Source organism: Vibrio owensii CAIM 1854 = LMG 25443 (assembly GCF_000817815.1).
Lineage (GTDB): Bacteria > Pseudomonadota > Gammaproteobacteria > Enterobacterales > Vibrionaceae > Vibrio > Vibrio owensii.
This window is the reverse complement of the sequence record NZ_JPRD01000044.1, coordinates 31,647-48,650: the sequence shown is the minus strand read 5'-3', so window position 1 is coordinate 48,650 and position 17,004 is coordinate 31,647. Positions and strand designations below refer to the sequence as shown.

The following is a 17,004-nucleotide window of genomic DNA, read 5'->3' as shown; positions in this document are numbered from 1 at the left end:
AGGAACAAAGTTCCTAAAACCCTTTCAGAACACACGCTGGCTTCGCCAGCGGCGGTCTGGCAAGGCATCAGTCGTAATAGCCTGCGTCCATCGAAGCGTTGATACTGAATGGATCGTCCTTATCCGCCTGATCGGCTGAATCTGGCTGCTGCTTCACAAAGGTTTTCTTGTGTGGCGCAATTGGCAGGTGCTGCGCACTGATATTGGCAGTATCCATGATCATCTGCAGAACGGTTTCCATACTCTCTTCGCTGTCCGCATTAATCAGCGCATCCAGAACCTGATCGCTGATTGCAATATGACTACGCTCTTGGAGCTGCTTAAAAAACTGCTCACGACTGGTCTTTTCAGACTTCAGAGATTCAGTCTCTTGAGAAGCACTGTCTAACAACTGCTGCAGCTCTTGGGCTTTTTCGTCCTGATCGGCAATCACTTGCTGGGCATCAAGCAGCATCCCTTTGTACTGAGCCGACTCAAAGGCAATGGCCGCATTGAACGAATCAAGCACCATTTCTCGCTCGTCATCCGGCACGCCGGCACTGCTCAAGTTGTCGAGGACGGCCTGACGGTCAAATTCCTCTTCTGACGACTCAGAATCCAGCACATAGCCACGGTTGGCCGCAAATAATGGGTTATGCACGTAATCGAAGCCATAAAAACCATTGATAAGCGTATTACCACCCAGCTTGCCGCCGCCACATGCCCACGAAAAGCCACCAATACGAGAGTTATGCAGGCCAAGCAGCTTACGTCCCTCGTCATTGTCCAGCACCTCTTGAACGTGAGTCAGGTTGCCGTCGTCATCCAATGACAGCGACACGGTGACACAGGCGGGGATAGCATTAACCACGGTCATCTGCCCATTAGGAAGGTGAACCGGTAACGTTTCCCCCAGCGTGAGCTTGCCGGCCATTTCTCGCAAACCATGTGACACATAGCCGACCAACTCACGCAAACGCAATCGCTCTTGTACCTCTGGCGAGTTCAGGACCGATTTGACGTTATCCAGAATGTAACCGCGCTGTTTGCCGGTGTACTTTCGACCTGTATCAAAAATGTTGAAGGTACAGGTGATACTTTGCAGGATTTTCTTAGACATTTTCCTCTCCCATCAGCTCTGCAATGCAGCTGTAAATCATCGTTTTCAGTTGATTGTGGCTATCTGGATCAGAAACCGAGTCCAGAACCTTGTTGACCTCATCCTTGTCCCCTTCTTTTGCAGCCTCAATGAGCTGTTTGAAGGTTTCCTCGTTCACTCGCAATACGTCGGTAAACAACCAGTTTGAGGTTTGTTTGAAATTAAACTTGTTGAGTTCCGGATCCAGCATTTGCATGAGGGTGACGACCGACATAGCAAAGTTAATCCGTGACTCACGCGCCGTTGCTTCTTCGCGTTCCAGCACGTTGTTCAGGCTGTTGAACTCAATTCGCCATGGTTTATCCGATTCTGTGTAGACCTTGCCCCACTTCATCAGCACATGGATTTCACAGAGTCGTTCCGCGCCTGCTTTAATCGCTCGGCGGATCAGATTGGCCTTAATGGCCGCAACCATAGATTGTGTCCACCAGCCACCTTCCCCGAGTCCGCCGGCCATGTCTTCGGTAAAGCCCACAAGGGACTTATCAACGCCCAATGCACTACACAAGCGATTCACATGAAAGTTCACGTCTTCAATATGGCTGATATTGACGTCGGACTGCTCGGTCTGAATGTTGACCTGTCCAGAGCCGTCAGCGGTAACAGGCAGAATATGGTTGTCGATCGTTGATATATGTCCACGCTTGGCTGAGCGCTTAGCAGACAGGTTTAATTTTCGCTTCAAAGCGCCCAGAATGGTGTTGTAATACTGAGCGGCCAGCGTTGGGTTTTTCTTACCGGTCTGAATAGTGATAAACCGGTCCCGCTTGGCGGCATTTTTCCGCGCTGAGTTAAGCGAGAGAATAGCTTCGTTTAAATCTACCCATGGATCATAAGCTGAACGTAGTAGGCTCGAACCGTAGTCTTGCGTCTCGATCGGCTCTTCATTCAGGTAATCATCGTCATTGATATCAAACGCCAAAGGGTTAAGGCGCACCGGTTCAATCAGCGTGCTGCCGTGACCGTCCCACTTCGGGATCTTGAACGGAATGAATTTCCACGGCTCCATTAGCTCAACCATACCTTTTTTCTCAAGACTGCGTTGGTACTTGGATGTGTAACCACACAAAAGCCCCGCTCGCTCGTAACAGCGGATATGGGCTGGATGGGTGTAATGGTCAAACCGAATATGAGTGATCCCTTTTTGCGGCTCAGTGTAAGGGCGAACGTAACTTAACCCGTACTTGGCCGCCTGAAAGGCAACCGCTTCAGCGTTATCATTGAGCCAGCGACCTACAGTGTTTCTCAGGTCTTTGACTATTTTGTCGTCGCCTCCATCCTTTGTGGAAGCGATGAACAGTATCTCTCCCGTATCCGTTTTGGCAGATAGAGCGTTGGCGACGTGCATTTTTAGAGCGCTGTCGATGGTTGGATCGACGGCCATCTCTTCAAATCTCAAGTAGCCTGCACGACGATTCCGTGGAAATGGTTCAATGAGCTTTTCGGTCTCTGACTCAGAGTGCGCGCCTTCTTTTCCAAGAAGCTCGTCAACCTTCCCAGCGTCTTCATAATCGAAACCGGATTCCGCCAGCTCTAAATGACCGTTTTGGTCATCATCCACCATTGCATGGAATAATCGTGAGAGCAGACTCCTTTTCTTTTTGTTCTCAGCCATGATTCTCTCGCCTGTTAATTAACATCGAGAGAGTAACGAGGGGCGATCAGGGGTGCATCAACACAGATTTGTTGATGGTGTTAAGGGAGGTATTAGAGAAATATTAAAAGGGTATCGAATTGATACCCTTTTAATGCATTAAGATATGGCGTTAGCGACCGCAACAAGCTCAAAGTCTTCGTCAATCAGCACATAGCTGTCAATGGCGCCATCCTCAAGCTCAATAACGTGCGTATCATCTTCCAAAGCACCGATATCCTGACGCTCATCATGATAGGCAAATGCGGCAAGCAAGTGATAGGCCGGCTGTTCGTACTGGACCTTTTCTGCCCATTCAGCATCAATAAAATCAGACGAAATCAGATCACGCTCGATAAGCATCTGTTTTAGCCCCCACCAGTATATCCCGTAGGCGCGGTACCAAAGTGGATTTTTACGCAGCATTTTTGCGACGGCAGCGAGAAAGGTTTCCATCCACTGCGCTTCTGTTTGGCCTTCTACCGCCTCATCGTAAAGCGGCTTCAGCTCTGCTTGTGTTGGGATTTTAATTTTCATGATTATGGTTCCTTGCCATAGGGTATCTACAATATAGCAGATACCCTAAGAGTGTTAAATAAGTATTTGTCTGATACCTGTTAGGTGTTAAGCGATAATCTCATACACCTCTGCCACATCAACACTGGCAGGGAAGTACCACCAGCTGCCATCCCAATCCCCTTCGGCAGTGCAGAACTTAGCACCAAAGCGGTTTTTGAGAATGTCTTTTGCCGCAAATAGCTTGCCTGCCTTACCATTTCTATCCTGCAGGAAGAAATGTTGGAAAGCCGGCAGCGTTCGCGCACGGTAGCGACCATTGCGAGGGATAGATACGTCTTTATAGTTATATCGGGCAGTGATGCCGATATCGCTAAAGCCTTTTTTAACCTCTTCAGGCAGTGCTTTGAATGCTGGGTTTTGCTTCAGCTCTTCCAGCTCAGCATCTGCCGCCTGTCGTTTGGCCGCTTCTGCGTCATCGAGCAGTTTGCTCTCCAACCCTGCGACGAACTCGCGCACCCAGCGGTTGATCTCCATGCGGTTATCACCCAGCTCTGCCGCTCTGTCTTCGAGCTGCTCTTGGAAATCCTGACGGGCGTATCGGTACGCTTGGTGCTTAGCGATAGCTTCAGGCTGTGTCTTGAGCGATGCCGAGAGTTGAATACCTTCAGCCAGCGTCGGCTGGTAGTCGGTCCATGCCTGATCGCAAATGGACAGCACTTCAGCCTGAGAGGCTTTGTGACCGTACTCTGCAATTTCCTGCTCGTAGTGATCGCCAAAGAACGGCTTCACCACTTCGCGCCATGCAAAGACAGACTTATCTTCTCGGCGCAGTTTCAGGTAATGCAGTGCAATTTCACGCTTGAGGGCATTATCAGTGGTATCAGGAAACACCAGTTGCTCTTTTGGATGTTGATCCGCATTGGCCAGTACCAGTTGCCCATCGACACGGAACAGGAAGTTACCGTAGCTCTGCAGCTGAAGCTCATCACGGTATTTCACAAACTGATCTTTCTTCAATTTCGGCAATGTGCTGTAAGAGTATGTGATGGACAACATTTGCTTCACTCTCACTTCATCGTCGGTCAAAGAAACGCGCTTCAAGCCTTCTGGCATAGCATCCAGCTCAGCTTTCATGTGCTCGCCATTACGGCGCCCCCACCAGTAGTAAGACACGCTGCCGATCGGGACCGAATACTGCACAGCTCGGGTGGCCTGATCGACTTGCTCAATACGTAAAATGGCCCCGAAATCCGTTTCCAGATAATCACCGACGGTCAGGACGCTGCCATCCCGTGCCACGATGGCGGTTTCTGGGTTTTCAATAATGCCACTGTCAAAAGGCAGTTCGCCGGCACTCGCTTTTTGCTTCAGGAAGGTTAGGCGTTGTGATAAGCGAGATTCCAGTTTCGCTTTTTCATCTTGCCACTTGGCTTCGTGATCCTGCAGCATCTTGTTGACTCGCGCCAGTGCCTGCTCAGCCTTGCCGCTATCCTCGCCCTTTTCCTTGAGTCTCGACAGAGAAGCTTGCGCCTTGTCTTTTCGCTCAACCAAGCGGTTATAGTCTTCTGCCTTGTCGGCTTCCCAGCTGGCTAACTGGCTTCGAAGGCCAATGACCTGAGACAAATCGACCGCGCACTTCAAATCCGATTTACGGCGACGTTCTGCCTGCTTCTGGGCCAGACGCTCCATGCGTTTTGCCTTAGCCGCTTCCGGATCCGCTTCGAACATATCAAGGTAGTCATCGTTATCGATCGCGTTGCCGTTGACGGCTTCTGACTCAGTACCGTTGAACAAGTCACGCATCCAGCTCTTTTTCTTGTTAAGCAGATCAAGGCGGTAGCCATCAAACGAGCCTTTACCAAGGTAGTAATACAAGCTGACCTTAGAAGCGGTATTGCCCTGTCTGACGCCACGACCATTGCGTTGCTGGATAGAGGCTGGTGTCCACGGCAGGGTTAGGTGGTGAATCGCACTGGTTCCTTTCTGCAGGTTAACCCCGACCTCAGCTTTTTTGTTACAGATAACGATTTTGATGTCACCGGCATTGTAAGAGTCAGCAATGCGCTGAAGCTTCGCGCCGGCAGCGTCAGCGCCGTTGATGATGCCGATTTGCTTCTCATCAAGGCCCAACTGGTTCACGATGATGCGTTTGAGCTTATGGTGCTGCGTTTTTTCTTCAGTGAAGACAATCTGCTTACCGTTTACTTCCAGCTCTGCCTGCAGGTTGGCGATCAGTTTGGCGTATTTAGGCGTTAACGGGTGGCCGACATCTGACAGCTTGATGGCCGCATCATTCAATCCGTCAAGCACTGCCTGCTCATAAACGTCAGGGACCACCAGCACGATGGATTCCCCTTCTTCGTGGCGCTGATAATCAAGCTCGATGGATACCTTACGCTTAACCTCTTCCCCGTCCTCGGTTTGTTCAAGGCGCTCAGCTTCAATTGAGGCAGGCAGCGAGGCAATGAGTTGATCGACTGCTTTCGCTTTCGATACAGGGAAAGTGAACGTCATGGTCTGATTGAACAGGTCCATATCCGTTGTGACTTTATCCATATCACGCATCACGGCAAATAGAGCGCGAGCGTTCGCACTACGCTGGCGTGCTGGCTTACTGGCCTCTTTGGCCTCTTCTCGCAGCGCTTCGTAGGCCGACTCTTGCGCGTCGGTCATGTCGACGCTTTCATGAGACTCAGGCGCATCCGGCAGGGCCAGATTTACGTCTTCAGCGTTTTGCATGAGCGTGTAGCGGTGGAAGAGGTTGCGCAGGCCATCCAAGTTTTGAAAGCCAACCAGACCATCTTTTTGTACGATTTCGCCTTTCACCGTCATTTTCTCAACGGTTTCTACCTTGCCGAACACACGGACAAAATCGTCTGCAGTATAAACGCCGAATTTTTCAAACTCTTCTACCGGCAGCACCAGTGACAGCATGTTGAAAATCTCAAGCGGCGAGTTGGTGACAGGCGTTGCGGACAATAGAACAGGGCCTCGGCCTTCGTTTTGGTCGCGTAGGTAGGCCATCTTCATTGCCATGTCGATAGCACGCTGGGATTCCGTCGGATTGGGCAGGTAAGCAATGTTCCCTGTTTTATCACCGGCTTTGAAGCTGTTCTTAAATGCATGGGCTTCATCAATAATGACCGATTGAAAGCCCATATCTTCAAAGTACGGGTATTCGCCTTTTTTGTGTCCGCCATCTTCAAGGAAGCGCTGCTGCAGGGCTTCTTTTCGTACCGCTTCTTTGTAACTGATCTTGTCTTTGCCTTTGCCCAGACTGAAATCATCACCAGCAACGGTACTTGCGGCCATCTGATCGGAAATAAGCGATTTCTCCACCCACTTGTCGGCATACTTGTGTTTGCTAACAGGGCGCATCTGAATCTCTTTGTATTTCTCAAACGTCATAACGACCAGTGATTTTGACGTCTGTGGGATCTGGTGCATCTTGTCGAAGATTTCTTCGGCACTCTCTTTAATCAGCGTATCCTGATATTCAATTTCACCTGTATGCTTATTCTTTTTCGGATTGCCCTGCTCGTCTTTGACCGGCTCACGCTGGATTTGCCCTTCTTTGTCCAGTTTTGGCTTAAAGCCCACGAACAAAGCGTTATCCAGATTGCCATGAAACATCTTGGCTTCGTGGTACCAGTTCGCCAGCACTGAGTTAGGTACGACGATCAGAGTCTTACTGGCTCGGCCCATTTGCTTGTTGTAGGCGGCCAATGCCAAGGCACTGAAGGTTTTACCCAAGCCCACATCAAACCCGAGAATACCCGAACCATCTTCAGACAGGCGACGTACAGCGGAGCACTGGTAGCCGTGTGGCTTAACCATGGCGCTGACGCCTTCCAGCCCCAAATCCGCATCTGAGTGTTCAAACGGGATGTATGAGTTGAATTTCTGGTTATATAGCTCGGTTAGATCATCAATGTCTTGGTGCTGCTGCATCCAGAGACGGAACTCTTCGTCTAAGCGAGAAACACGCTCTTTGTATTCTTCGATATACTCTTGCTTCGAGCTGGTGACGTTGCCGCCGTTAAGCCAGTTATTCAGCTGCTTGTTGAAGCCTTGGGTATCGTCATAGCCCACAAACTCACCAAACGGTGAACTGGTATCGCGCTCTCGAACGTTTTCAACGTAGCTTTCGTCCGTATCATCGTCTTTAGCGAGCTGCTTTTTCTCGACAAGGTAATCAAGGTTTGAGTAGCCTTTTTCGTGCATAAATTCCAGCACGTATTTGCGATCAATCCATTTGTGGCGCATCGAGAACGCAATGTTTTCTGGCGCGGTTTTGTGGCGACGCTGTTCGATTTCTTCCAGCTGTTGTTGGTACTTCGCTTTGAGTTTCGGATCGGTTTCAACATTGAGTGCATGGCTAAGGGTGAGCACTTTCTGATACACATCCCCAGAGCAAAAACGGCTCATTGGCATAAGCAGGCCGTCAGGGTGGACAGCAAGGTTTTTGTCATCAGCCAGATCCGACAAAGAGCGGATAGGCGTCTTGCCTTTGTACAGCTGCTGCACATCTTCCAACGTAATATGCATCATGCCTTCACGCAGGTATAGGTGCTCAACGATAGCGTGAGGATTGGTGTCGTCAAATGACAGTCCTTTCGTGCTGACATCACCGGTTAGCAAGGTGGAGTATTCACCGTTTTCATCCATCGCGTTTGAGAACACGCCAAAATAGCGCGAGCTTTCACCGGCGAGGATAAGCCCCTTGTTTTGTTTTGGATGGCCGTATTTGTTGATCTCATTGGCCACCAACTCCTGCAGTCGCATTTGCTCGGTTGCGTCCCAGTTGCCTTGGTTGGTGTCATTTTGGAAACGCGCCAAATCAGCACCAATCAGCGAACCTCGGAAGATTTGCTCTCGATACTCATCACTGGGTTGCGTCATGGCAAACTCAATGGCTTGCTTCTGCGGTTTGCTAAATAAATGGCCCCATGCCTTCATCGCAGCAAACGCCTGTTTAACCGACAGTGACATCAGGCCGTGATTACTCTCAAGCAGCCCTTTCAGCGCTTCGAGAGAGGCAACGCCATACTTTTTCTCATCAATGGCTGTTGTGGTCCCATGCAGGGTGTCAACCGGTTCCCAGTTGCCGCGTGTGAACTCGTGCATACGCTCATCAATCATTCGACGGTCGCCTTCGACATAGTTCTTAATCACCGGCTCGGCGGTATCGAGCGCTTCCCAGTCGATACGGGAGTGGAATTTCGCCGCCAGTTTGCGCTTGAGCGCTGCATCGGTCACGCTGGCATCACGGATCACTTTGTCATCATCACGGACTTTGCTGGCGTCTTTAGGGACAAACTTACCGTGAATAAACGGCTTGCCGTCGCGCTCCCACCATTTGCCTTCAATAAAGGTATCCCAAAGCACGTTGGACGATTGCAGCTGCTCCATTGGAAGTTGAGCAATTTTCTCAGCGGCTGATTTAGAGTGCTTGCGCAGCACAATGATGTCGGTAACAACACCCGTACCTTGCTTGCCAAACGTCTTGCTTGGCAGCTTGTGCGCACCAAGGAATTCCGCTTTCTTGCTGATTTTCGCGCGCCATTTCTGCCACACTTTGCCACGTTCACGTACAATATTGACCGGTACCACCAGCACTAACAGGCCGCTTGGCTTCACTTTGTCGATCAGACGGTTGATGAAGTAGCGCTCGATGAGCTTTTCACTCTTATGATCGGGGTCGTCGTGCGCAGAAGCGCCTCGGGCACTGCCGAATGGGATATTACCAATCACCGAGTCAAAGTGGTTATCTGGTGACTCAACGGCCATTTTCTCAAATGACTGGTTAAATACGTTGTCTTCTGGGTGAAGTATCTTGTTGACGGCAGAACTGATCGGATCGATTTCCGTTGCGGTCATCTTCACGCCTTGATGTTTGGTGGCATTAAATACACCGGCACCGGCAGACGGCTCTAAGACGTTACCGTTATCAAACCCATTGGCCCCCAGCAAGTCCCAGCATCCCTCGGCAATGTACGTCGGTGTGTAGTACTCATACTGGCTGTTTTCACTCAAGCCGCCACGGCCAGAATATTGCACGAGCAGATCGTAATCTTCTGCTGTCAGGCTGCTTGTGTCCCAATTCGCCGCTTTTATTCGATCAACGATCGCTTTTACTTTGCTGTTGATCGTTTCTCGCGTTTTGACGCCGCTGGCCTTCAAGCCAAACTCACGATCGCCATCATGACTGGCCGCTTGGAATATCTGGTTAAAAATAACTTCTAACTCATTGATATCTTTTGCGCTTTGCAGGGCTTGGATTTGCTCATCTGTGGCGCTATCTAAAACGGCATGGTCATGCACGAACTGCAATGGCAAGTCCAACTCATCCCCAGCCGCCGCAGCGATCGCTTCCTTGAAGTCTTCAATACGCATCGTAGAGATCGGCCCCAAGAACAGATCGGAATCGTACTGCTTGAGGTAAGCCGCTTTCGCCTGCTCTTTGTTATCAAAGCCCAGCATTACTTTGTCTTCATCAAAGAATTCAGGGCAGGCGCAGTCTTGAGCGTGCTCTTTACACTGTGGGCAGTATTTCGATGGCCACTGCTTCACTTTTTCGATCGCGTGTTGTTTGACGATGTAGACGTGATCGGCTTTACGGTTTGGCCCGATATAACAATCAATACCCTCTTGGTCGGTGCCTTTGGTCGATCTTATGTATCCGTAGTCATAATGCATTGCGACGGACCATTCGCTACCATCTGGGTCCACGCCGGCACGCTTGGTGCCTGCTTTGTTTTCGATAGAAATCGGCAAACCTTGGAATTGGTATCGGTCCTGAAGTTTGAATGATTGCGGTTTGGTGGTGAACGATGGCTCGTCATCTTCCGCGCTATCAAACACCACATCACGGTGCGGGTATGGTTTTTGCTCACCTTGAATAAACTTAATGGTGAAGCCTTGCTCTGTCGCCGCTTTGGTGGTGAATGAGTAATGAGCACTCATTGGCGTCATTTCAGGGAGCTGGGCAATACGTCCATCGGGGGTCATACCATGAAAACGGATGAAATTTTTGATCATCAATTGGTCATCGTCTGAGCCTTCCATTTCGACGGGGGATTTTTGGTCCCAATCGGAGTTAATCAGAATGGAAACTTCTGATTTAAAAGGGGTTGTTATTAAGAATTTGTACATTCAGTTTATGGCGGGAAGTTCGCCATCCTCCTTTTGATGGGCAAACAATAATGTCCATCAGGAGGGTAACAAGGCACATAAATACGGGCATCAACACAAAACTGTCCGAAATTGGCCTACACTATAAATTAATATAATAATTAACATATAAATTACGCTTTGCAGTTGGCGGTCTTGTAAAACTTTAGAGGGTAGAATGGCCGCAAATACTTATAATGAATGCTTAGAGAAGAACAAACACCTGTGTCGACGATGCTATCCCCGAAAGGATACGTCGATTCACCACGGCATCCACTCGGGCCAGTTCGTGCTCTGTGATTGTCTTGTGGCTGAGTTGATGCGATATCCTGGGCCGGCGGGGATCAAAGGGCTAGATTCTGAGTACCTTGTGATGAATTGCCATTACCGCGAGCTGGTAGACCTGCCTTGCGGCTACGCTTTTTATGGTAAGCGCTTAGAAGAAATGCCGACGTGTGTCAGTGATGAAGTCGCTCAAGGATATGCCATCCAAGATAAGCTCATTATGGAAGAGCGCCAAGCTATGGTATTTGCAGATTGCGATTACTTTTTCGGCAGTAGTGTCAAATTGCATACCATTGAAACTCAAAAATACCCGTTAGTGGACCTCAACGGAAATTTGATGGGCACCACATTTTTGATTAATGATTTCTTTCGCGTTACCGAATCTAGGCACGTCAAGGTGCCCGATTTTGCCGATCTCGCAAACCCCCTAAGCATGACGGAAACGCGCCTTATCTTTTGTAAGCGCATGGGCCTCTCTGACAAGGAGGCCGCAGAAAGACTGGGCGTAACGCCTTCTACCGTTCGATCAATGAAGGCACGCATACGAGATAAGACCGGCTACAGCGTGTCTGAGCTGCGCACTTTATTGTCTACTTGCTCATCAACCAAGCTAATCACCAAGACCGACTCATTCCGTATTCGTTAGGTTTGTGGACGTTTTTGTCTACATACAACATACGGGTTCTTATGCATACTCGCCCTTATTGAGTCTTTGATTTATATAAAAAAGCTGTAAGATACTGTATATTTAAACAGTATCTATGTTGGTGCAAAGGTTGTACTTCCATAATAAGAAAAAGGAGAAGACGTAGTGCTAGGTGACTACTTTCATACTGTGATAACTCATATTGAGAAATCGGATTTTGGAACGGGCTTTATTGAGTCTGCAGGACACAGGGAAACGGATGTCACGATTTCAGAGAATGAAGCGATTCAGAATGGCTCGCCCTCAACTTTTCATGCGAAGGGAGGAACGCTTTCCCCCTACGGTGAAGAGACGAGAAAAGCGATCCTGTCTATTTTTCTTGGCGCTCGCATTCATGATGCTGCCGTCATGATTAACGTATCCGATCGGACCATGCGAGATAGGTTTCTGACCTACTGTAAACACACGAACTCTGACAAGTTCGAGCGAATTTACGAACGAGCGGTGCATCAGGGCTACTCCACGCCACCGGTTGAACTTTTTCAGCCGCATGTATTGGAGTTTTTCACCGAGAAAGACCTCCCCGTGCTACACAGTGAGGCCAAAGTGTCATCGTCAGCCAAGGAAATGGCTGAGGAAGGACTGGCGCAGGCTAAACGTGAGCTTTCATTGGCTCGTATCCGGCTGAGCGTAGTTGAGGGCATGTCGAGGGTGCTTGGGTGCGAGTGAGCATTAAACCGGCTCCAAGTCTCAGGCAAGGAGCCGGAATAGGTACTAGATAAGTGGTAATTCAGTATCAACTTGATACCAATCTGGTGCTTGATTATTGCAGGCAAGATAAAAGGCGCTTTGAGGTAACGGCTTAATATCTCTGGTAGACAACTCGTGAAGATACACGAAAATCTCTGCCTGCAATTTCTCTCTGAAAAAGTGCCGCTTCGGTTGTGTGTCGTCACCACCAGCCACTGTTACACCATATATCTGCTTTCGCTGGCGCGGGGCTTTTGCAGGGAACAGCTCGCAACTTCCAAGGGTGCGCTTCCATCCCCACTTCTTATTGTGAGCATTGGTTTTCCCTTTCCCAGTGAGTGCTTGCTGCCATGCTTCATCTGAACTCATTCGATGGCCGTCGTGCCATGATAGCTTGTCCACAATCTTCTTAACGGCAGTACCAAAAGCATCACCATGGACCTGTCTTTCGAGCTGCTTTTTCTGGCGCTGTATCAAGGTGTCGTTAACGCCTGTCATCATGCCAACCATAAGCGTGAACATTTCTTCGTCGCTGTCATACAGGGCGTACATGCTTTCCAGTGATGAAAATTGCTGAATACCCATAGACGCCACTTCGGTAGCCCCACTCGCATACACCTTGCCGACATACGGTGAGTAGAAGTTATCGGGGATCGCCACCTCGTCGCTTTTGTAGGAGCGGTTATTGGTGAGTTCGCTCAATCGCTGTGGGGTTCCCGAGGCACGTTTTTGGATAAAGCGTTGGTTTGCCAGCTTGACGGACTCATCCGCTTCGAGCAAATGGCTCATTTCATGAAAGAGCGTGCGCCGGTCAAAGTCATGGTCGATATCTATCGTGGCCGTATTAATAATTGCGCTGGCACGCTTACTGCCGGTAGTGACAAGGCGAACATTGTCGAGCCGTCCGCTGATCAATCGGTAGTAGGTTGCCATATCACGGCGCACCTCAGACTCGGGATAGCCCGATTTGCGCATTCTCGCCACCGCTGAGGCGCTGATCTCCTGCTTTGACGCCCATAGGTCCGCTTCTTCCTGAGAAACGCTTGAGCGCTCAATCAGCGCGTCATAGACATTGGACATGAGTTCAGTGCCAATACGTTTCTTTTGCTCTTGCAGTGACTGCAGCTGCGCTTTGGCAGCTTGGTCCAGCTCACCACTGGACGCCATGAGAACTGGATCAATTTGGGTCCGGTGTGCAGACTCAATGGCTGAGCGGATCATTTCGAATTCGGACATCAGGGCTTCGCTTTGCCCTTTTTCTGTAATTTGACCGATCACCCCTCTGGCCTTTTCAGCCAGTGGCGAAATGTACTCACTTTCGAGACGTTCAATTTTTTCATTGATGTCAGGATTGCTGCGCAATAGCTCATTGATGCTGTGCGCGACATCTTTGAGTGATTGCGCCTTCTCAGGAGAAATCACCGCTTTCAAGAAGCTTTCGCCGCTTTGTTGCCAAGAATGGCGCTGTCTTTCATCAAGATCGTCAGGGACAATATAGGCTTGTCGCAAGCTGTTAAGGTCGGCGCCCTGCTCTGAAATGGTTTCCAACCGGTGGTCGTTATACCGGCTCAATTCAACTTGCAGCGAAACAATGTCCCGCCACACTTGGAATTTCTCTAAGTCATCGTCGGTGTCGATTAATTTTTGTTTTAGTGCCTTCGCTTGGTGCGTCTGGGCACTGATCACTTCCCCAAAGGCCGCAAGAAAGACGGCACTCAGGCCGTCAATCTCACTGGACGCTTGCATGGCGGAAATGACTGCCTTCTTTTTAGGCTGGGAGTCTTTTTTCGACATAGTTAATTACTGGTTGCTTAACGGACTCAAATTCGCCCGACTCTTCGGAAATTTCACGCACAATAGCGATAAACTTGACTGGCTCTAGGTGATCAAACTTACCCCCTATGAGTTCATCAAGCCGAGAAGCGAGCTTTTGAGCACCACCCACAATTTGAGCGCGAATTGCCTTTATTTGCTTGGCAATTTTCAACTTCTCAATCCCTTTTATTGATGCGCTTTTAATTTGCGCTCTTAGCTGGCGTATCTCCTTTGCCAGCTTGAGCTTTTCTACACCAGACAACATGCTTATTACTCCTGCTTTTCATCAAGCTCTGCGTATTTCTCTACCGCTGAGCCGATCAGGGCATCGTATTCTTCCACCAGCCCCAGTTTTTCTAACTCTTCGCTGGCTTCTTCTATCATTTCAAGCACATCATCTGCAGCAACATCATCATGTACACCATTGACGATATTTTCTAATGTTAGTACCGCTTGGGGCTTATCACCTACAGATTGTTCATTCATGTCGTCATTTTCCCCTTTTTGGGACTCATCCGGTGTGTCTGGCGTCTCTGTCGGCGTGTCTTCAGGCGTTGACGGTGTTTCTGGCGCATCCGGTGCGGCATTCTCATCCTTCTCTTCCTTACTGCCAGCGGCATTGCTATGTAAAGACCAAACCCCATTTCGAGCGGAAATGATCGGCTTATCGAGAGACTTTTGCGCTTCAGAGATAAAATCCAGTGCAGCATCAACAACTTCGGATTGCCCATTGTTATGTCGAGTTTTTAACTTGTTAACAATCGAACTTACAAAGAGTGAGCGAGTTAACCCTTTCTCTTCACCTCGGTCAATAGCTGCAATGGTGCTGATTGATGCCACGACATCCTTAAATAATGAAGGTTCGACCAGTTTAAAGCGCTCTAAGGCCGTATTCTCTTCTGGTTGAGGCTCTCCTTCGCCTTGTGATGGCTCGGGTGATGGCTCAGGCTCTGGTTGCGCTGCTTTCAGAGCGGCAATCTTCTCACGCAGGCTATCGTTGTAGCGCTGGCGCTCGGCCAGCTCGTCTGACTTCACAGTGACCATGTGCTCAAGTTCTTTGTCTCGGCCTTCCAGTTGCGCGACTTCTGTCGTGAGTGTATTGAGTTCATCCAGCAAAGCGTTGGACGATTCCTGCAGGCTGGCTAACTCATTGCGCGATTCCGTCACTTCTTTTTGCTTGGCCTGAAAGGTTTCTGAGTTGGCAGCGGCAATATTGCCAATGCGTTTACCGATCGTAGACAGGGAGACTTCGCGCATTTTCCCTTTATTCATTTCAGGGGCCACGACTTGGGTAATGTCGCGCTTATTGAGCAGCCAGCGAAACGCAATCACGACATCATCTGGCTTAAACACTTTGGGATCTTCATCTGGGGCATGAAACACCACACTGACGGCCTGACCGTCACTGAGGATGAATTGCGCGGCCACCGTTGCAAAGAGGTTGTTTTTCTTCGGTTCTCCAACCTCATGATCGGTTACGGTAATGTTGCTGCTGGACAAAGAGCGATTTAGCGCCCGAGCAAGGGCCTTCATCGTGCGCGGGAACGTCGCATAACTGGTTGTGACCGCATCCAGAATAAAGCCGTCGTGGGCTTCCACTCGCTCACCCTCGACATAGGCCGCATCCATGATTGCGAACGGCTCTGCTTCCAGCATCAATGCCTCTTGCTCCGGATCTGCCGTTAACTGATACATGGCTTCTTTGATTTGAGAGCGTGTAAAGCCTTTTGCCAGTGGATCTGGCATTGCGTAAACTTTTAATCCGTTCACTGGGTTCATGAGGTCAGCTCCTCTAATTGTTTCAGTTCGGCTTCCAGCTGCTCGGAAACCGAGTATTCTTGGGTGATTTGCGCACTGATATCGGACTTTCTCTGCTCTTTAGCCGGCAGAGCTTCTTCCAGCGTCTGTTTTTGCTGACGCTTTTCCTGAACAGAGCTTTCCAACTCTTGATTGTCCGATTTAGCGAGTGCAATTTGAGCTTTCAGCGAGGTTTTGGCGCGGCTGGTTGAGTCCTTGCTTGCACTACTGGCTCTGGACGCGCGTTTTTTCAGGGTTTTCTGAAACTGCTTACTGTTTGCACTGACTTTGCCGGCGATCTCGGCCACGGCTTTTTTGAGATCGTCAACATGCTTGATCGGAATGACTCGCGTATTAAGACGAACTTGGAAGATAGCCCCTTGCGCAGTCGCTTGAAGCATGAGCTTCTGACCATCAGCAAAATGAAGGGTGGCTTTTTTCGTCTGAACACCAGACTGTCGTTTGGCTTTGTTGTCCGCCTCAACACTTGTGACCTGAAGATCCTGACGCTTAAATTCGTCAATGACTTTCTTCAGGCCCTTTTCGTTGAATTGGGCATAATCGAAAGATAAGTAACTCACGGGAACGCTCCACACTGTGATTGTGTTGTTAACAGTTCGATGGTAGAGCGCGGGTGGTGGGATCGCATCAACAGGAAAATTTACTCCCTCAAGGCGTGAGGGAGTAAGAATTATAGCCCCAGTGTCTTCTTGAGCTGGTTCAGCTCTTCTTGAAGCTCCAAGGTCCGGCGACCGTTGTCGATGGTGTAAGCGGCCAGTTCGGCATAATCGGCAGCGGTGACAGGTTTAGACGGCAAAGCCAGCTCGATACTGTCTGCAGGAACCGACGTGGCGCCAGCTGGCAGTGTCACTTTGGCCAGCATAATGGCATTACTTGGCACAGTATCTCGCACATAAACCCCAATCGTTGAGGCTTGGTGCATCGCGTATTGCGCTTCAAGTACGACATACTGCGTTTTGCCGGCAGTGAGTGTGACTTGCTTGGTTACATTGCTTGGCATTCTGGCTGTCAGTGAATACGTGCCGACTTCCAGTACCGCAATGTTCTGATCGTCACCAGAGACTTCAACGGTGAGTCCCGATTTTGGTTTGACCGCAAAGCCTGAGTACACCCCTTTTGGCAACAGGCCGTGCAGCTTCTGGTTCATGGATGCCCCTGAGTAGTTTTCACGCCATGCCGTGTCTACTCTCAGATCATCCAACGGTTGTTGTGGGTATGTGTTCATCC

11 protein-coding genes are annotated in these 17,004 nt (G+C 49.6%); 2 read left to right on the top strand and 9 right to left on the bottom strand.

Annotated features, from left to right (window positions below):
• Positions 1-67: 67 nt before the first annotated feature.
• From H735_RS29680 to H735_RS21435, 4 genes are all read right to left on the bottom strand, one after another.
• On the bottom strand, positions 68-1,099 hold the full coding sequence (locus tag H735_RS29680; protein WP_020195287.1) for a hypothetical protein: 1,032 nt from the start codon (positions 1,097-1,099) through the stop codon (positions 68-70).
• Entirely contained in the window at positions 1,092-2,753 is a 1,662-nt protein-coding gene (locus tag H735_RS21445) for a portal protein (protein ID WP_139045304.1), read from the bottom strand. The genes H735_RS29680 and H735_RS21445 overlap by 8 nt, the downstream gene beginning before the upstream one ends.
• Positions 2,754-2,891: 138 nt before the next feature.
• Positions 2,892-3,308 (bottom strand): hypothetical protein, encoded by a 417-nt coding sequence (locus H735_RS21440; protein WP_020195285.1) that lies wholly within the window; start codon positions 3,306-3,308, stop codon positions 2,892-2,894.
• A gap of 87 nt (positions 3,309-3,395) precedes the next feature.
• A complete protein-coding gene (locus H735_RS21435; protein WP_161624575.1) occupies positions 3,396-10,331 on the bottom strand; it encodes an SNF2-related protein in 6,936 nt (2,311 codons plus the stop codon).
• A gap of 310 nt (positions 10,332-10,641) precedes the next feature.
• On the opposite strand from H735_RS21435, the gene H735_RS21430 reads away from it, so the two are divergent.
• Both H735_RS21430 and H735_RS31725 read left to right on the top strand, forming a co-directional pair.
• The gene (locus H735_RS21430) at positions 10,642-11,394 is read left to right on the top strand and encodes a hypothetical protein (protein WP_152447602.1); all 753 of its coding nucleotides are present in this window, start codon (positions 10,642-10,644) and stop codon (positions 11,392-11,394) included.
• 165 nt (positions 11,395-11,559) lie between these two features.
• Positions 11,560-12,123, top strand: a complete 564-nt coding sequence (locus H735_RS31725) for a hypothetical protein (protein ID WP_020195282.1) — start codon at positions 11,560-11,562, stop codon at positions 12,121-12,123.
• 45 nt (positions 12,124-12,168) lie between these two features.
• Here H735_RS31725 and H735_RS21420 read toward each other — a convergent pair whose 3' ends face one another.
• From H735_RS21420 to H735_RS21400, 5 genes are all read right to left on the bottom strand, one after another.
• The gene (locus tag H735_RS21420; protein WP_020195281.1) at positions 12,169-13,938 is read right to left on the bottom strand and encodes a hypothetical protein; all 1,770 of its coding nucleotides are present in this window, start codon (positions 13,936-13,938) and stop codon (positions 12,169-12,171) included.
• Complete coding sequence (locus tag H735_RS21415; protein WP_012219924.1) at positions 13,913-14,224, bottom strand: hypothetical protein; 312 nt, start codon at positions 14,222-14,224, stop codon at positions 13,913-13,915. The genes H735_RS21420 and H735_RS21415 overlap by 26 nt, the downstream gene beginning before the upstream one ends.
• A gap of 5 nt (positions 14,225-14,229) precedes the next feature.
• Positions 14,230-15,738 (bottom strand): defense against restriction DarA-related protein, encoded by a 1,509-nt coding sequence (locus H735_RS21410; RefSeq protein WP_020195280.1) that lies wholly within the window; start codon positions 15,736-15,738, stop codon positions 14,230-14,232.
• Positions 15,735-16,337 carry a defense against restriction DarA-related protein gene (locus H735_RS21405; protein ID WP_020195279.1) on the bottom strand — a complete coding sequence of 201 codons (603 nt, stop codon included), beginning with the start codon at positions 16,335-16,337 and terminating at the stop codon, positions 15,735-15,737. The genes H735_RS21410 and H735_RS21405 overlap by 4 nt, the downstream gene beginning before the upstream one ends.
• A gap of 110 nt (positions 16,338-16,447) precedes the next feature.
• Entirely contained in the window at positions 16,448-17,002 is a 555-nt protein-coding gene (locus H735_RS21400; protein WP_014980790.1) for a hypothetical protein, read from the bottom strand.
• Positions 17,003-17,004: the final 2 nt, after the last annotated feature.

Coding starts and splice junctions, on each gene's coding strand:
- H735_RS29680 (WP_020195287.1), bottom strand. CDS start 1,099: ATGTCTAAGAAAATCCTGCAAAGTATCACCTGTACCTTCAACATTTTT.
- H735_RS21445 (WP_139045304.1), bottom strand. CDS start 2,753: ATGGCTGAGAACAAAAAGAAAAGGAGTCTGCTCTCACGATTATTCCAT.
- H735_RS21440 (WP_020195285.1), bottom strand. CDS start 3,308: ATGAAAATTAAAATCCCAACACAAGCAGAGCTGAAGCCGCTTTACGAT.
- H735_RS21435 (WP_161624575.1), bottom strand. CDS start 10,331: ATGATCAAAAATTTCATCCGTTTTCATGGTATGACCCCCGATGGACGT.
- H735_RS21430 (WP_152447602.1), top strand. CDS start 10,642: ATGGCCGCAAATACTTATAATGAATGCTTAGAGAAGAACAAACACCTG.
- H735_RS21420 (WP_020195281.1), bottom strand. CDS start 13,938: ATGTCGAAAAAAGACTCCCAGCCTAAAAAGAAGGCAGTCATTTCCGCC.
- H735_RS21415 (WP_012219924.1), bottom strand. CDS start 14,224: ATGTTGTCTGGTGTAGAAAAGCTCAAGCTGGCAAAGGAGATACGCCAG.
- H735_RS21410 (WP_020195280.1), bottom strand. CDS start 15,738: ATGAACCCAGTGAACGGATTAAAAGTTTACGCAATGCCAGATCCACTG.
- H735_RS21400 (WP_014980790.1), bottom strand. CDS start 17,002: ATGAACACATACCCACAACAACCGTTGGATGATCTGAGAGTAGACACG.